The following is a 22,354-nucleotide window of genomic DNA, read 5'->3' as shown; positions in this document are numbered from 1 at the left end:
GTACGATTGGAGTACAAGCATGACGCAAAAGGTGAAGGTCGCCATTATCGGCTCGGGCAATATCGGCACCGACCTGATGATCAAGGTGATGCGTAACGGCAAGCACCTGCAGATGGGTGCGATGGTGGGCGTCGATCCGCAGTCCGACGGATTGGCGCGGGCTGCTCGACTCGGCGTGGCGACGACTGCGCGGGGCATCGATGGATTGCTCGAGATGGACGTGTTTGACGACGTCGACATCGTGTTCGACGCGACGTCTGCCGGTGCGCATGCGCGGCACAATGAGATCCTGCAGGCCCATGGCGTGCAGGTGATCGACCTGACGCCGGCCGCGATCGGGCCGTTCGTGATCCCGGCGATTAACCTGCAGGCCGAGACCGCGTCGAACATCAATATGGTCACGTGCGGCGGCCAGGCGACGATACCGATTGTGGCGGCGGTTTCGCGTGTGGCTAAGGTTCACTACGCGGAAATCGTCGCGTCGATTGCCAGCAAGTCTGCGGGACCCGGTACGCGCGCAAACATCGACGAATTCACCGAGACCACGCGCCGTGCGATCGAGTCGTTGGGCGGTGCCACGCGCGGCAAGGCAATCATTATCCTCAATCCGGCGGAGCCGCCGCTGATCATGCGCGATACGGTGTTTGTGCTGTCCGAGCACGTCGATACGCGGTTGGTCGAGCAAAGCATCGAGCAAATGGTGCAGAGCGTACAGGCATACGTGCCCGGCTACCGGCTCAAACAGAAGGTCCAATTCGACGAGATTGTGCCGCAGCGTCCACTGAATGTGCCAGGTATCGGACCCACGCATGGCCTGAAGACGTCCGTGTTCCTGGAGGTCGAAGGCGCGGCGCACTATCTGCCGTCGTATGCCGGCAACCTGGACATCATGACGTCGGCCGCGCTTGCATGCGGCGACTTGATCGCGCGCCGCCGCCTCGACGCGGGCATGGCGCGCGGCCATCGGGAGACCGCACAATGAGCTATACCGACAAGAAACTGTATATTTCCGACGTGACGTTGCGCGACGGCAGTCACGCCATACGGCATCAGTACAGCGTGGAAAACGTGCGCGCGATCGCGGCCGCGTTGGACCGCGCCGGCGTGGACAGCATCGAGGTCGCGCATGGCGACGGGCTGCAGGGCTCTAGCTTCAACTATGGATTCGGCGCGCACAGCGACGTTGAATGGATCGAGGCCGCTGCGCAAAGCGTGACGAGGGCCAAAATCGCCACGCTGCTGTTGCCCGGCATCGGCACGATCCACGATCTGCGCAATGCGTACGATGCCGGCGCCCGTGTCGTGCGCGTGGCGACGCACTGTACCGAGGCTGACGTCTCGCGGCAACACCTGGAGTACGCCCGAGAACTGGGCATGGACCCAGTCGGTTTCCTGATGATGAGCCACATGACCACGCCGCAGAAGCTGGCCGAGCAAGCGCTGCTGATGGAAAGCTATGGCGCGCGCTGTATCTATGTGGTCGACTCCGGTGGCGCGCTCGGCATGAGCGACGTGCGTGATCGGTTCTGCGCGCTGAAAGAGGTGCTGCGTGCCGATACGCAGACCGGCATCCACGCACACCATAACCTGAGCCTGGGCGTGGCCAATTCGCTGGTTGCGGTCGAAGAAGGATGTGATCGCATCGATGCGAGCCTAGCCGGAATGGGTGCCGGGGCGGGCAATGCGCCGCTCGAGGTATTCATTGCGGCTGCCGACAAGCAGGGCTGGAATCACGGGTGCGACCTGTATCAGTTGATGGACGCAGCCGATGACCTGGTGCGGCCGTTGCAAGACCGCCCAGTGCGCGTCGATCGCGAGACGCTTGCGCTCGGCTACGCCGGCGTGTATTCGAGTTTTCTGCGCCATGCTGAGGTGGCCGCGCAGAAGTACGGCCTGAAGACCGTTGACATCCTGGTCGAACTTGGCCGCCGCAAGATGGTGGGCGGCCAGGAAGACATGATCGTCGATGTCGCACTCGATCTTCGCTAAGTCTGCACCCGAATACCGACGACCCGACGTTGCACAACGTCACGCCGAGCCAAGCCTGGGAATTGATGTTCAGTCGTTTCGGATTTCAGTTTGACGCGCAAATTTTCGATGTGTTGCACGAGGCGCTTGCGTTGCCGCGGCGCTGAACAGCTTAGCACCTCGGCCTGCCTCGCTCTTGCGAAAAAAGCCAGTACTTGATATGAACTGCACCCCAAAAGTTGGACGCCGATCCAACCTTTGGGGTGTTTCTCATGGCGAAGTACACGGAGCAGTTCAAGTGATTGATCATCGAGGAGTATGAATCTGGCTAAGCAGGACTGCGCGACATGGCTCGTTGGCATGGCGTAGATGAAACGACGATACGCAAGTGGGTACACGGGTACTGGGTGCATGGCGCCGTTAGCGTCAAGCGCAAGTACGCGCGCTATAGCCGAGAGCTCAAGCTGTTTGTTTTGCAGCAAATCCGTAGCGAAGGCCTATCAGATCGCGAAGCGGCTGCGCGGTTCGATATTCGCAACCGTGCCATTATCGGCCTGTGGAGACGTCAGTATGATGAGGGGGCGTAGATGCATTGTCGCAACGCCCGCCAGGACGCTCCAAGAAAATGCCAGAACGGCCGACCACAGTGCCCCCTTCGCCCGATGGCGACACACGCACTCGTCAAGCGTTACTCGAGGAGTTGAACTACTTGCGCATGGAGAACGCGTATCTAAAAAAGCTCGAAGCCTTGGCTCAAGCGCAGCAACAAGCGGCGCAACGCAAAAAGCGCAAATCGTGCTCGCGCTAAGGCAGCAGTATCCTCTGGAAGGCTTGCTGAAGGTCGCCGGCTTGGCGCGCAGCACGTTTTAATACCAGCAAAAGGCGCTGAGCGCCGCCGACAAGTACGCTGAGTTGAAGACCAAGATCCTTACGCTGTTCGAGCAGCACAAGGGCCGCTATGGCTATCGGCGTATCACGCTCGCGTTGCGCAACCTTGGACAAGTCATCAACCACAAGAGCGTTCAGCGTCTGATGCATGAACTGCGGCTAAAATCTCTAGTGCGCGTCAAGAAATACCGCTCCTACAAGGGCAGCGTTGGCCGCGTTGCGCCTCATGTCTTGCAGCGTCAGTTCCACGCTCAGCGTCCAAACGAGAAGTGGGTGACCGACGTCACCGAATGCAATGTGGGCGGGCACAAGCTTTACCTTTCGCCGGTGCTGGACTTGTACAACGGCGAGATCGTCGCTTACGAGAGCAGCCGCCGTGCGGCGTTCGAGATGGTGAGCACGATGCTCAAAAAGGCGCTGGCGCGATTGACGCGGCTCGCTCAAGTCCGAGCTTTTCCATCTTGAGCGCTTACGCAACCTGGATGAACTGCAGACCAGTCTGGCATGCTATATCCACGACTACAACCACGATCGCATCAAACTCAAACTAAAAGGGCTGAGTCCTGTGCAATACAGGACCCAGTCCAGTCAACCCTAGCTTTCCGAAACTGTCCAACTTTGCGGGGTCAGTTCAGATATCGGGAGAGCTTCTTCCTGAACGTCTCATACCCCTGATTGTCGCGTCAACGAATGCATCCTTCGAAATATACAGACCGATCACGGTAGCTATGTAATTCATAAGGATTCCTTTTCTCATATTGGTTTGATGCCGCTCGCTACTCGGCTAGACGGATTATGCCGCTGTGGTTCGGGTGGGTGGAGTTCATTGCATTACGATAACTGCAGTGCACAATTAATCGAATCAAGCAGCTAAAAGATGCAGCCCTGGTCGAAGTTGCACCTGATAAGCAATTTTGCGCCAAGGTAAGCCGGGTAAAGGTTACATTACGGGCCGCTGACGTACAATATATCCCGAACCTTGACGGTACCTTAATACGTGGGGGAAGGGCGAACCATGTATCTCAAATCGAATAAATCTTTGATCTGAATTGGAGATAAATTGATGGCTGTTAGCGCGACACCCCTTGCGACGTATTCGCTTTCTTCTGAGCAAAAGGAAATTTGGCTCGCGCAGCAGCTTCATCCAGACATTCCAGCCAACAACATTGCCCAATACACAGTGATCGAAGGCGCGATTGATCCGGCTGTGTTTGAAGCCGCATTGTGCCAAGTCATCGGTGAGGTGGACAGCCTGCGCTTGCAATTTTTTGATAGTAGCGAGGGGCTGCGGCAAGCAATTGGCTCACCCGCATGGTCGATGCCGGTGTTGGATCTTAGTGCAGAGGCTAATCCTCACACAAGCGCGCAAGCCTGGATGCGCGCCGATTATGAGCAGCCGGTGGATCTCGTGCAAGGTCCGCTCTTTTGCTATGCGTTACTGAAAGCCGCTTCTGGACAATGGATTTGGTATCAGCGTTATTGCCATATCATCATAGATGGCTATGGTGCTGTGCTCATCGCGCAACGCGTCTCGCAGGTGTACAGCGCGATGCGCGCAGGCAAGAAGCCTGAGCCGTGTGCGTTTGGCTCGGTTCTGCAGCTGTTGGACAGCGATGCGCAGCAGGCATCCGCTCAGCGAGAACGAGACGAAGCGTATTGGCTCAAGCAATGCGCCGATTGGACCGAGCCCACGACGCTGGTGAGTCGTGCCGCACCACTCTTGCAGCACCGGCTGCGCCAGACAGCTTACCTGCCGACTCAGGCGCTGGGCGACTTTATGACGGATACAGGTCGGTTAGCCCAGATTCTTACAGTTGCGCTGGCCGTGTATTTGCATCGGATGACCGGCGTGCAGGATGTGGTGCTGGGCTTGCCAGTGACGGCTCGCTTGGGCGCGGATCGGTACATCCCCGGCACGCTGGCGCATGATATCCCGCTGCAGTTCACAATGCAGTCGGGAATGAACTTGTCGTCATTGCTGCAGCAAGCCGCGCAGCAGATCCAGCGCGGCTTCCGATACCAACGCTACCCGAGCGAGGCGTTACGGTGCCGATTGGAACTGCCTCCAGGACAAGCGCTATTCGGTGCCACGGTTAATGTGATGCCGTTCGACTACGATATGTCGTTCGATGGTTATCCGTCGACGAACCATAATCTGCTCAATGGTCCGGTTGACGATCTGGTGCTTGATGTCTATTGGGCCCCGGGCAGTAGTCAATTACGGATCGACTTTAACGCGAATCCCGCATGCTATACGGTGAAAGAGCTCGACGCGCATCAGCGTCGGTTCGTTCGGTTCGTGCACGCGCTGGCTGCGAATGCAACGCAACCGATTGGCCAAATCGATCTGCTCGATGCTGAAGAGCGGCATCGGCTGCTGGTGGAGTGGAACGCGACACAACAGGCGTATCCGTCACACCAATGTATTCACCAGCTGTTTGAAGCACAAGTGGAGCGCACGCCCGAGGCGACGGCGTTGGTCTATGAGAACCAGACGCTGAGCTATGCGCAGTTAAACGATAGGGCAAACCAACTGGCGCATTACCTGCGTACCTTAGACGTGGGTCCGGAAGCCGTGGTGGGGCTATGCGCCGAGCGCTCGCTGGAGGCCATCATTGGTCTATTAGGCATTCTGAAGGCGGGCGGCGCGTATTTGCCGCTGGATCCCAGCCATCCGGCCGAGCGCTTAGCGTCTATGTTGCGCCAGGCGAGCGTCGCGGTGTTGGTGACGCAATCCCACCTTGAAGCGAGGCTGCCTGAAATTAAGGCACGACGTATTGATTTGGATACGGATTGGGCCAAGATTGCCGCGTGTCCCAAAACACCTCCCGACAGTGGGGTCACCGCCGAGCATCTTGCTTACATTATTTATACCTCAGGTTCGACAGGGCAGCCTAAAGGCGTGATGCATTCGCATCGTGGCGTTGTCAATTATTTAAGTTTTCTGACTCGCCATTACGCCATCACGTGTGCGGATACTATTTTAAATATTACGGGTCTTGCCTTTGACCCCTGTATGCGCGACTTGTTTGGTCCGTTGACAGCAGGCGCGCGCGTGATCATGGTGCCAAACGAACAGGCGAAAGAGCCAGGCCGCTATCTATCAGCGATTCGCGAAAGGTCGGTGACGAAATTGCTGAGTATCACGCCAAGCTTTTTGCGCGGTCTTTGTGAAACCGTACCGGCGGGTCCCATTGCATCGTCGTTGAACACTATCTTGACCTCTGGTGAGCCACTAGAGGCCAGTGTATGCGAACAGGTGCATAAGGCGTTTGGCCCTCAAGTCACAGTGGTCAATCAATACGGGCCAAGCGAATGCACGATGGCGTCAACGTGGTTCAAGGCCGACGCCCAGCAGGAAGGAAGGGTGCCGATCGGTCGGCCGGTGCCCAATGTGCGAGTCTATGTTCTGGGACAGCATTTAGAGCTCATGCCGATCGGCGTGACGGGCGAATTGTATATTGCGGGTCCGGGAGTGGCGCGTGGCTATATCAATCAACCTGAGCTGAGTGCCGAACGCTTTATACCGAGCCCATTGAGCCCCGGCGAACGGCTATACCGAACAGGTGACCTGGCAAGATGGCGCTTGGATGGGCAGTTGGAATATATCGGCCGCGTGGATCAGCAGATCAAGATTCGGGGCTTTCGCATCGAACCTGGCGAAATCGAAGCGGCATTGGTCAAGCATCCGAGCATCGCGCAGTCAGTGGTGGTGTCACGCGAGGATCATCTGGGTGACAGACGTTTGGTGGCCTATTGGGTCGCGGCTGACGGTGGGGCAATGACACCGGTCGAACTCAAAGCCTATCTGAGCCAAACGCTGCCGGATTACATGGTGCCGGTCGCGTTCGTGCAGCTTGACACGCTGCCTTTGACGCTGAGTGGCAAGCTGAACCAGCGTGCGCTGCCGGCGCCGGATGGCGCGGCTTTTGCGCTGCAAGTGTATGAAGCGCCACAAGGCGAGCTCGAGACCGCGCTAGCGGCGATCTGGAGCGAGTTGCTGGGTGTCAAACGAGTCGGTCGGCACGACAATTTCTTCACGCTCGGTGGGCATTCACTGCTCGCAATACGGTTAATCGAGCGCTTGCGGCGTGTTGATTTGGAGTTGTCGGTGCGTACGTTGTTCGATACACCGGTGCTCAGCGTTCTGGCCCAGTCGTTGGGTCAGCATCGCGACGTGGCGGTGCCAGCGAATCGCATCACGCGTGAGACGACGGCGCTCACACCAGACTTGCTGCCGCTGATCGAGCTGACGCAGGCCGAGATTGACCGGATCGTTGAACAGGTGCCCGGTGGTGTCGCGAACATCCAGGACATCTATGCGTTGTCACCATTGCAGGACGGCATCCTGGTTCACCATCTGTTGGCCACTGACGGCGACCCGTACCTGGCGATTGCGCAGCTGGCCTTTGACTCGCGCGAGCGGCTTGATCAGTATTTGGCTGCCGTTCAGCAGGTTATCAACCGGCACGACATTCTGCGCACCGCGTTTGTTTGGGAAGGGCTGTCCACGTCTGCGCAAGTGGTTTGGCGACAGGCGCCGCTATCGGTGATCGAACTGACGTTGGATGCGAAGGAGGGGCCGATTGCCGAGCAGTTGGCGCGACGCTTCGATCCGCGTCATACGCGGCTGGACCTGACGCAAGCGCCGCTGCTGCGTTTTGCGATTGCACAAGATACCGATGGCCGGTGGTTAGCGGTCCAGCTGCTGCATCACTTAATTGGCGATCACTCGACGCTGGAGGTGATGCACGCGGAGGTGCGTGCGTTTATCGAAGGTGAAGGTGAAACGCTGCCAGCAGCACAACCGTTCCGTAACCTGGTGGCGCAGGCGCGCCTGGGTGTCAGTCAAACTGGGCATGAGCGTTTCTTCACCGAGCAACTTGCGGATATTGAGGAGCCGACGCTGCCATTTGGCCTGACGGACGTGCATCGAGACGGCGTACAGGTTGCCGAAGCGCACTGGATGCTGCCCCAAGCACTGAACGATCGGCTGCGCGCGCACGCGAAGCGGTTGGGCGTGAGCCTCGCGAGCTTGTGTCACCTAGCGTGGGCGCAAGTGCTCGCGCGCGCCAGCGGCCAACAGCACGTGGTGTTTGGGACAGTGCTATTCGGGCGGATGCAAGCGGGTGAGGGCGCCGACAGTGCGATGGGACTGTTTATCAATACGCTGCCGCTGCGAGTGGACCTGGATGGCAGTGTGGAGGCCGCGGTGCGTGCGACGCATGCGCGCCTGGCGGCGCTGCTCGAGCATGAGCATGCGTCATTGGCGCTGGCACAGCGCTGTAGCGGGGTGCCGGTGGGCACGCCCCTGTTCAGTGCGCTGCTCAATTATCGGCACAATGCGGTTAGCACCGGTGAGAGCGGCAGGCTGCCGGGCGTTGAACTCTTGAGCGCGCAGGAGCGCACCAATTACCCATTGGCACTGTCGGTCGAAGATTTCGGTCAAGCGCTGGGACTGACGGCGCAGGTGGTGACGTCGTTGGACGCGGATCGGGTGTGCGGGTATATGCAGCAGGTGCTAGAGAGCCTGGCTGAGGCACTGGAGACGACACCCGAGTGGCCGGTCGAGCAGCTGGAGGTGCTACCCAACGAGGAGCGCACCTTACTGTTTGAGACGTGGAACGCGACGCAGCAGGACTATCCGGCGCATCAATGTATTCACCAGCTGTTTGAAGCACAAGTGGAGCGCACGCCACAGGCGCCGGCGTTGGTGTATGAAGAGCGGACGCTGAGCTACGTGGAGCTCAATGCACAGGCGAATCGCTTCGCGCATCAGCTCATTGAACTGGGTGTAAAGCCGGATGCCCGGGTGGCGATCTGCGTGCAGCGCAGTCCTGCGATGGTGGTGGGGCTGCTGGCGATCCTGAAGGCGGGTGGGGCATATGTGCCGCTCGATCCAAGTTATCCAGGCGAGCGGCTCGCGCATATTCTCGCGGATGCGGTGCCGAACATTGTGTTGGCGGATGCAGCGGGCCGGGCGGCGCTGGGTGAGGCGGCCTTGACCGATCGCACGGTGCTGGACCCGAATCGGCTGCCGGCGCAGGCGGAGACGAACCCGGTGGTGCCGGATCTGACATCCCGCCATCTGGCGTATGTGATCTATACGTCGGGTTCCACCGGTGTGCCCAAAGGCGTGATGGTCCATCATCAAGGCGTGGTTCGGTTGGTGCGAAATACAGATTACATAAAAGTTGAGCCGGGAGCCGTCTTCGCGCTCGCATCGAACCTGGCATTTGACGCGACGACTTTCGAGATCTGGGCACCGCTGTTGAATGGGGCACGCATCGAGGTTATCGAGCGGGAGACTTTGCTTTCTCCTGCCACGTTGGCCCGTAAGCTCAAGCAAAGTGGTGTGACAGTACTATTCTTGACGACGGCGCTCTTTAACCAGATGGTTAAAGAGAAGGTTGAGGCTTTTAGTGATCTGCATTACTTGTTGTTTGGAGGGGAAAATGCGGATCCGCGATGCGTGTTCCGCGTTCTACAGCAAGCAAAGCCGCGGCACCTGCTACATGTGTATGGCCCAACGGAAACAGTCACCTACGCGAGTTGGTATGAGGTGCGCAATGTCAAACAGGATACAAGCATTCCTATTGGGCGTCCGATCGCGAACACGCGCATTTACCTGCTCGATCGCTACGGTCAGCCGGTGCCGCTGGGCGCGGTGGGCGAGCTGTATATCGGTGGCGCAGGGGTGGCACATGGCTACCTGAATCGCCCTGAATTGACGGCCGAGCGCTTTGTGCGCGATCCGTTCGTGGACGAGGCGGATGCGCGGATGTACAAGACGGGCGATTTGGCGCGTTACTTGCCCGATGGGAACTTGGAGTTTCTGGGTCGCAACGACCATCAGGTTAAGATCCGGGGCTTTCGCATTGAGCTCGGCGAGATCGAGGCATGCTTGACTCAGCATGCGCAGGTGCGCGAGACAGTGGTGCTGGCCGTGGGCGAAGGCCCAGATAAGCGGCTGGTGGCATATGTGGTGGCTGAGCCCGATGAGCAACTGGCCAATACATTGCGCACGCATGTGGCGGCAGTGTTGCCCGAGTACATGGTGCCCAGTGCGTTTGTGCAGCTTGACGCCTTCCCCTTGACGCCGAACGGCAAGCTGGACCGGCGTGCGCTGCCGGCGCCCAGCGCCGAGGCGTTCGCGCATCAAGTGTATGAGGCACCGCAGGGTGTGCTTGAAACCACGTTGGCCGAGATCTGGTCCGAGCTGCTGGGTGTGGAGAGGATCAGCCGGCACGATAACTTCTTCGCGCTCGGTGGGCATTCGTTGCTGGCGGTGCGCTTGATGAACCGGGCAGCTGCGCTGGGCATCACATTGCCGCTGGCGACGTTGTTTGCTGCACCCACATTGGCCGGCTTAGCTGCCGTACTCGAGGCGCAACGCACGTCAGACGGTGCGGCGCTACCCGCGATCACGCCGATCTCGCGTGACGGGGCGTTGCCGTTGTCGTTCGCGCAGCAACGGCTGTGGTTCCTCGCACAGCTCGATGGTGCGAGCGAGTCGTATCATATGTCGATGGCATTGCGCCTGCGCGGTACCTTGAACCGAGTGGCGTGGCAACAAGCGCTGGATGCGCTGTGGGCGCGTCACGAAGCGCTGCGCTCGGTGTTCGTCAGCGTCGAGGGTCAGCCGCAGGTGCAGCTGTTGCCCGCCGAGGCGGGGATGCCGATGACCTGGCATGACCTGCGCGGCGTGCGTGACGCGAAGGCCCAGTTGGTGCGACTGAGTGCTGAGGCGGCCCAAGTGCCGTTTGATCTGGCGCATGGCCCGTTGATGCGTGCGTGCGGGGTGCAGTTGGCCGATGACGAGTACGTGATGCTGCTTGTGCAGCACCATATCGTGTCGGATGGTTGGTCAATCGGCGTGCTGGTGCGCGAACTGAATACGTTGTATCGCGCCGCCTGTGACGGACAGGCGGATCCGCTGCCAGCGCTGACGATCCAATATCCGGATTATGCGGCGTGGCAGCGTCAGTGGCTCTCGGGTGAGCGGCTCAAGGCGCAAAGCGAGTACTGGCGCATGGCGCTGGCCGATGCACCGGTGTTGCTGGCATTGCCGACCGACCGGCCGCGTCCGACGCAGCAATCGTTTGCCGGCGCCTACGTGCCGATTCGGATCGATGCGTCCATCACGCAAGCGCTGAAGCGTTTAAGCCAAGCGCATGGCGCGACGCTATTCATGACGGTGCTCGCCGCGTGGAGCGCGGTGCTCGCGCGGCTGTCGGGGCAGGAGGATCTGGTCATTGGCACGCCGAGCGCCAATCGCCACCATCCTCAGATTGAGCCGTTGATTGGCTTTTTTGTGAACACGTTGGCGTTGCGCCTGGATGTGTCGGGCGAGCCGAGCGCCACACAGCTGCTTGAGCGGGTGCGACGCACGACGCTGGAAGCGCAAGCGCATCAGGATGTGCCGTTCGAGCAGGTGGTGGAGATTGTGCAGCCGCCGAGGCGGCTCGAGCATACGCCGCTGTTCCAGGTGATGTTCGCGTGGCAGAGCAACGAGCGTGCTGTGTGGGACTTGCCGGAGGTAGAGGTCACGCCAGCGGATTGGGCTTACGACGTGGCCAAATTCGATCTGAATCTGCACTTGCACGAAGCCGGTGGAGAGATGGTCGGCGTTCTGCACTATGCGACGGCGCTGTTCGATCGCGCGACGATCGAGCGACACATCGGATATTTGCAGACGATGTTGCAGGCGATGGCCGCTGACGCTCAACAGCCTGTGACGCGCGTCGAGTTACTGTCGCCGGCCGAGCGCACGTTGTTGCTGCAGACGTGGAACGCGACGCAGCGGGACTATCCGGCGCACCAATGCATTCACCAGCTGTTTGAAGCACAAGTGGAGCGCACGCCCGAGGCGATGGCGCTGGTCTACGAGGAGCAAACGCTGAGCTACGCCCAGTTGAATGCACAAGCGAATCGCTTGGCGCATCAGTTGATCGAACTGGGTGTGCAGCCCGATGCCCGGGTGGCGATCTGTGTGCAGCGTAGTCCTGCGATGGTGGTGGGGCTGCTGGCGATCCTGAAGGCAGGGGGCGCGTATGTGCCGCTCGATCCCGCGTATCCGGACGAGCGGCTCGCGCATATCCTCACGGATGCGGCGCCGGACATTGTGTTGGCTGATGCAGCGGGCCGGGCGGCGCTGGGTAAGGCGGCCTTGGCTCATCGCACGGTGCTCGATCCGAATGTATTGCCGGCGCGGGCGGACACCAATCCGTCGGTGCTGGCACTGACGTCCCGGCATCTCGCGTATGTGATCTATACGTCCGGTTCCACCGGCATACCCAAAGGCGTTTTGGTTCAGCACAGTGGTGTAGTCAACCATGGAATAGTAATGGCGCAGCGACTTGGACTGAGTTCGCGAGATCGCCTTTTGCAATTTTCTTCGTTATCTTTCGACGCCTCAGTCGAAGAAATTTTTTGCACTTTATGCTATGGCGCAACGTTAGTTTTGAGAACGGATGCTTGGCTGGCAGACGCCAAGCAATTTTGGGATCTTTGCGAAGCAAACCGCATAAGCTTGGTAGATTTACCCACTCAGTTCTGGGCACAATTAATTCAGGAAAAAGCGGCTGTTGCAAGCAGCGTACGTGCGATTCTCATTGGCGGAGACACATTAAGCGCATCGACACAAAGTGCATGGTTAGCTGGAGGCCATCGGGCGCGCTTATTGAATACTTATGGTCCGACTGAAACGACGGTTATCGTTACGATATATGAAGTAGTAGATGAGAGTGATCACGGGCGTTGCATCGGTCGTCCGATCGCAAACACCCGGATTTACTTGCTCGATCGCTACGGTCAGCCGGTACCGTTGGGCGCGGTGGGTGAGCTGTATATCGGTGGCGCGGGGGTGGCGCGCGGCTACCTGAATCGCCCGGAGTTGACCGCTGAGCGTTTCGTGCGCGACCCATTCGTGGGCGAGCCCGATGCACGGATGTACAAGACCGGGGATTTGGCGCGTTACTTGCCTGATGGAAACTTGGAGTTTCTGGGCCGCAACGATCATCAAGTCAAGCTTCGCGGCTTTCGCATTGAACTGGGCGAGATCGAGGCGTGTCTGACCCAGCATACGCAGGTGCACGACGCGGTCGTGCTGGCCAGGGGCGAAGGACAAGATAAACGGCTAGTCGCGTATGTGGTGGCCGATCCCGATGACGCGTTAGCGGGCACCTTGCGCACGCATGTGGCAGCAGCGTTGCCCGAGTACATGGTGCCCAGTGCGTTTGTGCGGCTCGATGCATTGCCACTGACACCGAACGGCAAGCTGGATCGGCGAGCGTTGCCGGCACCCAGCGCTGACGCGTTTGCGCATCAAGCGTATGAGGCACCACAGGGGGAGCTCGAGGCCACGTTGGCCGAGATCTGGTCCGAGTTGCTGGGTGTGGAGAGGATCAGCCGGCACGATAACTTCTTTGCGCTCGGTGGCCATTCGCTGCTCGCGGTGCAGATGATCAGTCGGAGCCGCACCGCTTTGGGTGTCTCCATTCCGATGCCCGTTCTGTTTGAAGCACCGACCCTTGCCGCGCTAGCGCAGCGTGTATCGGTACAAGAGAACGTGCAGGACGAGTCCTTTGCTGTGCTACTGCCAATTCAACCTCATGGCGCTCGGCCTGCGCTTTTCTGTGTCCATCCTGTGACTGGGTTAAGTTGGCACTATCGAGGCCTGGTGAGCCATTTGGAGGCAGATCAACCGGTCTATGGCCTACAAGCTCGTGGACTCGACGGTGGCTCGTTGCCCGCCGTCACGATCGAAGCGATGGCGATAGACTATATTCAGCAGATCCGCCGTATCCAACCACGCGGGCCTTACTATCTGCTAGGTTGGTCATTTGGCGGAAAAGTGGTCCATAGCATGGCAACGCAGCTTGAACAACAGGGTGAGCGGGTCGCGTTGCTAGCGGTGCTCGATGCGACGCCAGATTATGTGCAACGGGATAATAAGTCAAAGATCACCGAAGACGATTTTTATCATCTGTTTGTACGCCACGCTGCAGGCAGTCTGTCGGAAGCTGGCCATTATTTGTGGGAGAAAACCCGTGCAGTACTTCAAAATAATGTGCAGCTCGTTCAAAATTTTTCGCCACGTACTTATGGTGGCGATATGCTGTTTTTTAGGGCGACAATGGCACGAGATGCATGGACTCAACCCATCTCACCGGAAGTCTGGCAGCCTTACGTGTTAGGCAATATTGAGGTTCATGACATCGCCTGCCAACATTACGACATGGAATTGCCCGTGCCTACTGCACAGATTGGTCGCATTTTGCGCCAGAAGCTGAATGCGCTACAAGCGGCATGATCAACACTGCCGCCTTGAACCTGCCGGCCGAGTCAGCGTGTGAATTGGGCTGAGATTGGCTACTGTCAGTATGGGCCTTATCGGGTAGCGCAAGGGGAAAGTTCCCTTGCGCTCCCGTGGGTGGGCCGTACGTTCGCTCATGCTTGTGCGCGCTGCAGCCAGCTTCTAGCGCGCTCCTTTGCGCCGTTCTTCCCGCAACAATTTGTTTTCTCCGTCTTTTTTCATGCTGGCTTCGCAAGTAGCCGCATGATAGCGGCGGCTGCGCCCTCAACAGTTCAGCCGCCAGACACCGGCTTCCAGTTATTTCGCACCCGTGTGTTGAATCGGTGCTAATTCGCCGCGCAAACTTCACACAAAGTGGGGAAGAGCCACTTCTAAGTTGCTATTGACCACGGTCCGCCAGCCCGTCGGCACCTCGACAAAACTCGCCCCAATGAGTGCGCGTTTGCGTCGTCGGCCCAAGCCAGAAAGGTGTTATTGAGATTAACTAATGAATGAGTCATTCTAAAATTTCTCCTGCTTTTGGGGATGGTTGAATCTTTGTTAGCTCCTCCAGCTTGCGCGCCAGAATGCGACCGATTTCCGCGGTCGGTTCTGGCTGAACCATGTCTGCGTGTTTGCAATGAATATCATAGACTGCGATATTCCCAAGCACATATGGTTTCCACTCGTTGGAGGAAGCGAGCGTATGGAATCCATCTTCTGCTATGGTTGCACGAAAGAAGAGCGCATCGCCGCTATAAATGGATGGGGAAAATATCCTCCGAATACGTCTGTGGTTTTGCATAACCTTACAGGCGTTTTCCCATAGCCGCTCATCTATGGCAAAAATCATTTCATCCCCATAGTGAGAAGCAACTAGAGCATATATCGCATCTTGGTCGAGTTCCCGCTCATCGCTCAAGCGGTCGGGGTTCAGATCGCTATCGAGCAAAGCCAGCAGCGCCACGCTTTCGCCCTGCTGTTCGAGTTGAGTCGCCATGCTGTGCGCCACATAGCCACCGAAGGACCATCCTAGCAAATGGTAAGGTCCGTTAGGCTGGATGCGGCGAATGTGCTCGATGTAGTCCGACGCCATCGCGTCGATTGTTTCCGCCAGTGGCACGGCGCCATCGAATCCACGGTCTTGCAAGCCATAGACGGGTTGATCGGCACCTAAGTGTCTCGACAGACCGATATAACTCCAGCTCAAGCCGCCGCCGGGATGAATACAGAAAAGCGGTGGGCGAGTGCCTTTCGGTTGGAGGGGAAGCAGGACGGCAAAGGCATTCTCTTGTACGCCGTCCAGCATGATCAAGCGCTGTGCCAACTCAGCGACGCTCGGCGCTTCGAACAAAGTCCGGATCGTGATGCTGACGTTCAGGCGCGCATGGATACGACTGATAAGCCGCATTGCGAGCAGTGAATGACCGCCCAGATCAAAGAAGTTGTCGTGGCGATGCACCTTCTTCAATCCGAAGATCTCTGCCCACAATTCAGCTAGCGCCTTTTCCATCGGTGTTTGGGATGACATCGACTCCCATGCATCCCATGCTGGAAGTGCCTTGCGGTCAAGCTTGCCGTTGGACATCAGCGGCAAGCTGTCTAGCCATATCACAGCGGCTGGTACCATCGGCGCGGGTAATTGTGTTGCCACATACTGGCGCAGATCCGCCGGCTCGATGCGTGCTCCGCCTTCTGCGCTAGGCTGATGAGGGACTGCATAGCCAATGAGTTGTTTGTGGCCCGCGCTATCCTTGCGGGCAATGACCGCGGCTTGCGCCACGGCCGGATGGCGGCGCAGCGCGGCTTCCACTTCGCCAGGCTCAATGCGCCAGCCATCGATCGTGACCTGCCGATCGGTGCGACTGATGAAGTCCAGCGTTCGATCTGGCCGCCAACGCACGAGATCGCCCGTGCGATACAAACGCGCGCCCTCCGGACCGAACGGATGAGGCACAAAGCGCTCGGCTGTCCATCCCGGGCGGTGAACATAGCCTCGGCCCACCCCGTCGCCTGAGAGATACAACTCTCCGGGCACGCCGACAGGAACGGGCCTCAGACCTGCGTCTAAAACGTAAGCTTGTACGTTGCCCAGCGGGGTACCGATCGGCACAGTGGCTTGTTCTGAGTTTGCCGTTCGCATTGCATGACAGATCGCGAAGGCGGTGATCTCCGTTGGCCCATAATCATGGATGAGACTCATCTCGGGACACGAGTCGAGCACCTGCTGCACTGCATCGGCGCAGAGGGCTTCGCCTTCCACCAACACGTGGCGCACCGTCCCGAGACAGCTCGGATCGCCTTCGGTCATTCGATGAAACAATCCTGTGGTGAGCCAAAGCGCACTGACCTGGTAACGCTGGATTACATCTTGTAAGGCCGGTACGTCAAGCGCGTCTGGAGGGGCAATGACCACCTGCCCCCCGGTAAGCAGCGGCGTCCACAGTTCATACATCGACGCACCGAAGGTCGGCGGCGAATGCAACAGTACGCACTCTCGTGTTCCCGCCAGGGGCCCGTTCAATGCCAAATTGAGCACATTGCGATGGGTAATGCCAATCCCCTTGGGCTGACCGGTGCAATCCGAGGCGTACGTCAGACAGGCCAACTGTTCAGGGGCGCAGGCCGGGGCCGGATTATGGCTCGGTTCGCGAGCCGCCGAGGGATCAGCATCGACGACAATGATACGGGCATCATGTATTTTGCCGCGTGCTTGCAAGGTACGGTCTGTCAGCAAGAGCCGCGCGCGCGTCTCGCACAGTACGGCTTGTAACCGGCTGTCCGGATCCGTGTCATTCAGCGGTATATAAGTACCGCCAGCCTTGATCACGGCCAGGGTGGCCACGATCCGCTCAGGCGTGCGCGGCATGAGGATCGCAACCGGTGTCTCTGGCTCGATGCCTTGCCGAATCAGGCAATGCGCGAGTCGGTTGGCTTGCGCATTCAGTTCGGTATAGCTGAGCAATCGATCCTTAAAGACCAGAGCGATGGCGTCGGGCGTCTGGGTCACTTGCGCTTCGAATAACGTGGACAGTGTTGTCTCGGGTATCCGACGCGCAGTGGTGTTCCAGTCGACCAATAACTGCTGCCGTTCCGTGGCATCGAGCCATTCGATGCGCCCAACGAGCTGGTCGGGATCCTGCGCAATGGCCTCGAAGAGGCGAATCAGGCGCTGTATCAGCCGCTCGACCGTCTCACGATCGAATAGGTCAGGGCGATAACCCAATTGGAATGACAACTGTGCGCCCGGGACGGCGGTCAAACTGAGCGGATAATGCGTCGCGGTGCTGCCGCTGATACCCACGATCCTTAGCTTATCCACCGCCTGCCCCGCACGGTGATCGACCGGGTAGTTTTCAAACACGACCAGCGTGTCGAACAGCTGACCGAGTCCAGTCACACGCTCGATATCGGCAAGATCAAGGTGTTGATGTTCAAGCAGGCAAATTTGCTGATCTTGGAGGCGCGCCAACACATCGGCGATAGGCTGCATCGGGCTGCACTGGAAGCGTAACGGCGGGGTGTGGATCAATAGCCCCACCATGTGCTCGATACCCGGCAATTCGGGCGGCCGCCCGGCCACGGTCACACCGAAGACCACATCGTCGCGCCCCGTTAGGTGGGTCAGTAAGAGACCCCAAGCGCCTTGCACCAAGGTATTCAGTGTGAGGCGCTGCTGGCGAGCCTGCTGGTTTAGCGTGTGAGTAAGCGTCTCGGATAGCGTCCAAGTCAAGCTTTCTTGGAGTGTCGATGTGGTCAGCCGTGCGGGTGCGAGACGGGTCGGTTCCTGAAGTCCTGCGAGCACCTCGCGCCAAGCGCGTTCAGCAGTCGCGTGATCGCGTGCCTTGAGCCAAGCCAGGTAGTCCCGATAGGGTGTCACGCGCGGCAGCGCGTGCCCATCACCGCCATTGGCATATAACGCGAACAACTCCTGGATCAGCACTGGCATCGACCAGCCGTCCAGCAAGATATGATGACATACCAAAACCAATCGAGATTGGTTCGACGTCAGACGGACTAAACCGAAACGTAACAGTGGTGGCTGGCTAGGATTGAAGCGGCGTGAGCAGACTTCCTGTAAAAAGCGCTGATAGGCTGCTTCACGCGCGGCGTCATCCAGTCCGCTGAGGTTGCTCTCCTGCCAAGGCAGCGGGACGGTGCGCGGAATCACCTGGACTGGCTCATTCAGCCCTTGGTGCACAAAGCTGGCGCGCAGACTGGCATGGCGTTGCAGCAGCGCCTGTATCGCGGCTTGAAGGGCCTGACTGTCCAGCGTGCCTTCCAGATCGAAAATCATCGGCATCGCATAAGCATTTGATCCCTGGTCAGCCTGGAGGGCGTGAAAGAGTTGACCCTTTTGCAATGGGGAGAGCGGCAGAATGTCCTCGAGTCCAGCTTGCGTTGCTTCCAATTGCTCGATTTGGTCCTGGCTGAGGCTCACGAGCGGTACGTCCGAGGGCGTCAAGCCGCCCGCATAGGGCTGCTCAGCGTAGGCGACCAGGGTTTCCAAAATCTGGAACCAGGTCTGTGCCAGATCTTGCATTTGCTCGACGGTGAAAAGCGCGCCTGCCCAAGACCAGTTGGCCATGAGCTCGGGCCCGTCGGGGCGATCTAGCGTGAATGCGTTCAATGAGATCGCGTGGAACAGCGGCATGGCCGGATCACTCCCCCCAACCAACGTGCTCTCAGGCGCCGGTTCCCAGTCTTGCGCTTCGGGAGCGGCAAAGCGGCTCAGATAATTAAAGCTGATCTGCGGCATCGGCAAATGCTTGAGATGCAGCGCGGTTTCGGCATTCAAATATCGCAATAGGCCATAGCCTAAGCCATGATCCGGCAATGCGCGGAGTTGTTCCTTGACGCGCTTTACCAACCGGCCCAGCGTGGGGCCGCCCTCCAAGGCCGCCTCGAGCTCTAATTCATCCAATTCGAACCGTACCGGAAAAAGACTCGTGAACCAGCCCACCGTACGCGACAAATCCAGGCTCACGTCACGGGATTCGCGGCCATGTCCCTCCAGATCAATCAGGACATCAGGGTGATAATGCCCTTGACGTTGCCGCCAGCAGGCCACCGCCAACGCGAACGCGCTCAGCAGTACATCATTGACACGCCCGTGAAAGCGCGCCGGCACTGCGCCGAGTAACGGCGAGGTGAGCGTGGCAGGTAACGTTAGGCTTAGACGTTGCGCTGTCGCAATGGTATCGTGCGCGGGGTCCAGCGGGCGCGCGGACAAAAGCGCATCAGTGCCACTCAGCATTCGCTTCCAAAATGGCAATTCGGCATGCCGAGTTTCGCTCAGCGCCTCGTGCGAGAGCCATTGCGCCCAACGGCGCAAGGAGGTGCCGGTGGGCTCGAGCGCGATAGGCTGTCCGGCCTGCGCGGCTTGCCAGGCACTGGCCAGATCGGGCAGTAGAATGCGCCAGGATACCCCGTCGACTACCAAGTGATGAATCGTCAGCAGCAACCGGCCAGGCGCGTCGCCCGCCTCAAACCAGACCGCTTGCAGCATCACGCCGGCTTGTGGGTCGAGCCGGATTTCGGCAGCTTGCGCTTCCTGACTGATCCTTGCCTGGCGGACGTCCTCATCCAACTCCGCGATCTCGACGCGACGCAGGCAGGCGCTAGCGGATACCGCTCCGGCAGGCGGAATCTGCAGCGTCCAGCCGGCGCCTTGTGCAGACGATGGCAATAGCTGTAAGCGCAACGCGTCGTGGTGATCGAGCAGGGCTTGCAAGGCTGTGATCAGATGATCAGCTTGCAGCGCGGCCGGCACTTGCAGCAGCATCGTTTGATTAAAGCGGCCGATAGGCCCGTCATACTCAAGGAACCAACGGATGATGGGCGTGAGCGGCACCTCGCCGGTAGCGATATCGGCCACGGCAGGCTGTGTATCGTCCAACGGCTTGGCCACAATGGCGAGTGCGGCAACGCTTTGGTGCTGGAAAACCTCGCGTGGAGTGATCGCCCATCCTGCCTTGCGGGCGCGGCTCACTAACTGGATCGAGAGAATGCTGTCACCGCCCAGATCAAAAAAGCTGTCATCGACGCCCACGCGCGGTACACCCAACACATCGGTAAACAACTTGGCAAGTGTCCGTTCCTGAGGCGTGCGCGGGGCACGATAGCAGTGATCTGAGATAAACTCGGGTGCCGGCAATGCTCGGCGGTCGAGCTTGCCGTTGAGGGTTAACGGGAACGTATCCAGGCGCATGAACGCAGCCGGCACCATGTACTCGGGCAGCACGGCGGCCACATGCGCGCGCAGCGTGCTGGCCAGCGCGTCATCGGGTTCGGCCACCACATAGGCGACCAGGCGCTTGTCGCCGCCGTCGCCCAGCGCCAGCACCGCAGCGTCATGCACCTGCGGGTGCCCAGCGAGACAGGCCTCGATTTCTCCCGGTTCGATGCGAAAGCCACGCAGCTTGACTTGATGGTCGTTGCGGCCGACGAACTCCAGATTGCCATCGGGCCGGTAGCGGGCCAGATCGCCCGTCTTGTACATCCGCGCATCCTCGCAGTTGCGGAACGGATCGGGCACAAAGCGCTCGGCCGTGAGCTCCGGGCGGTTCAGATAACCGCGTGCGACACCCGCACCACCAATATACAGTTCACCGACCGCGCCCAATGGTACCGGTTGACCGTAGGCATCGAGCAAATAAACTTGTGTGTTGGCGATCGGCCGGCCGATCGGGATGACCTCACCGTTAAAGTCCCGCGAGCTACGCCATGCTGTCGCACAAACGCTCGCCTCGGTTGGACCATATGCATTGAATACGGTGTGTTGCTCGTTTAAGGTCCGAGTCAGTGTTGCACTGGGTGCTTCGCCAGCCAGAATCAGCGTCAGGGGTAGGTTAAAGCTGAACAGCCCTTCGCCATTTTGAAGCAGTGCAGGCGGTAAGGTCGCGTGCGTAATCGCATGACAGGTCAAATAATTGCACAATGCATGCTGATCACGACGGACCATATCGGGTGGCAAAAACAAGGCCGCACCGCTGACCAAGGCCATCACGATTTCAGAGACGCTCGCATCGAAACTGAACGAGGCAAACTGCAACACTCTACTGTCTGCACGAACTTCAAAACACGCGATCTGCGCCTGGGCAAGGTTGACTACGTTGCAATGCTCGACCATCACGCCCTTCGGCGTGCCGGTGGAGCCGGACGTGTAGATCACATAGGCGAGATGGCGGGCCGTCAAGCCCGGCACCGACGGATTCGTGTGCGCCCGATTGGGCAGCGCATTAGGATCGAGCACTGTGCACTTGACGAGCGCCGCCTCACCGAGTGCGGCCTGGCCCACCGCATCGGCCAGCACGATATCGGGCGCGGCATCGGCCAAAATATGCGCTAAGCGCTCGCTCGGATACGCTGGATCGAGCGGCACATACGCGCCCCCTGCCTTCAGAATCGCCAGCAGCCCGACCACCATCGCTGGAGAGCGCTCGACACAGATTGCCACGCGCGCATCGGGTTGCACGCCCAACTCGATCAGCCGATGCGCAAGGCGATTGGCCCGTGCATTGAGTTGCGCGTAGCTGAGCGTTTGGTCTTCGTACACGAGTGCGGTGGCCTCAGGCGTGCGCTCAGCCTGTGCTTCGAACAGCTGGTGGATGCATTGGTGCGCCGGATAATCCTGTTGCGTCGCGTTCCACGTTTGCAGCAGTAAGGTGCGCTCGGCTGGCGTGAGCAGCTCGACGCGAGCCACCGGTTGCTGCGCGTCGGCCACCATCGCTTGCAGCATCGTTTGCAGGTATTCGACGTGCCGTTCGATCGTCGCGCGCTCAAACAACGCTGTCGCATAACTCAGCGTGCCGACGATCTCCTCATCCGCCTCATACAGATTCAGCTCCAGATCGAACTTGACCACATCGTAGGCCAAGTCCGCTGGCGTGACTTCCAACTCCGGCAGCTGCCACGCTTCGGTCTCGTTGTTCTGCCACGCGAACATCACCTGAAACAGCGGCGTATGTGCGAGGCGGCGTGACGGCTGCACGATTTCCACCACCTGCTCGAACGGCAGGTCTTGATGCGTTTGCGCGTCCAATGTCGTGCGCCGCACCCGCTCGAGCAGTTGCGCCGCACTGGGCTCACCCGACAGGTCCACGCGCAACGCCAGCGTGTTCACGAAGAAGCCGATCAACGGCTCGATCGCGGTGTGTCCCCGGTTCGCGCTCGGCGTGCCGATGACCAGATCGTGTTGAC

Annotated in this window: 4 protein-coding genes and 1 pseudogene; 4 read left to right on the top strand and 1 reads right to left on the bottom strand. The window is 59.2% G+C overall.

Translation table 11 applies throughout. The features are described from left to right. Positions 1-19 precede the first annotated feature (19 nt). From KQH60_RS10750 to KQH60_RS10735, 4 genes and pseudogenes are all read left to right on the top strand, one after another. Positions 20-982, top strand: a complete 963-nt coding sequence (locus KQH60_RS10750) for an acetaldehyde dehydrogenase (acetylating) (protein WP_237576444.1) — start codon at positions 20-22, stop codon at positions 980-982. Next, complete coding sequence (gene dmpG / locus KQH60_RS10745) at positions 979-1,989, top strand: 4-hydroxy-2-oxovalerate aldolase (RefSeq protein ID WP_237576443.1); 1,011 nt, start codon at positions 979-981, stop codon at positions 1,987-1,989. The genes KQH60_RS10750 and dmpG overlap by 4 nt, the downstream gene beginning before the upstream one ends. Before the next feature lie 281 nt (positions 1,990-2,270). Continuing rightward, positions 2,271-3,454, top strand: a pseudogene (locus tag KQH60_RS10740) (IS3 family transposase). Positions 3,455-3,916: 462 nt separating this feature from the next. Then, positions 3,917-14,170: a non-ribosomal peptide synthetase gene (locus KQH60_RS10735; RefSeq protein WP_237576442.1), complete on the top strand. Its 10,254-nt coding sequence runs from the start codon at positions 3,917-3,919 to the stop codon at positions 14,168-14,170. A 499-nt stretch (positions 14,171-14,669) separates the two neighbouring features. Here KQH60_RS10735 and KQH60_RS10730 read toward each other — a convergent pair whose 3' ends face one another. After that, positions 14,670-22,343, bottom strand: coding sequence for an amino acid adenylation domain-containing protein (locus KQH60_RS10730; RefSeq protein WP_255779125.1), 7,674 nt, complete (start codon positions 22,341-22,343; stop codon positions 14,670-14,672). Between the last annotated feature and the right edge of the window lie 11 nt (positions 22,344-22,354).

It is taken from the genome of Mycetohabitans sp. B8, from assembly GCF_021991875.1.
Taxonomy (GTDB): domain Bacteria; phylum Pseudomonadota; class Gammaproteobacteria; order Burkholderiales; family Burkholderiaceae; genus Mycetohabitans.
Note: the sequence above shows the minus strand (reverse complement) of the source record. Positions and strands in the feature narration are given on the sequence as shown.

What these genes read in the sequence shown, in the direction of transcription:
- KQH60_RS10750 (WP_237576444.1), top strand. Translation starts at nt 20, where the DNA reads ATGACGCAAAAGGTGAAGGTCGCCATTATCGGCTCGGGCAATATCGGC.
- dmpG (WP_237576443.1), top strand. Translation starts at nt 979, where the DNA reads ATGAGCTATACCGACAAGAAACTGTATATTTCCGACGTGACGTTGCGC.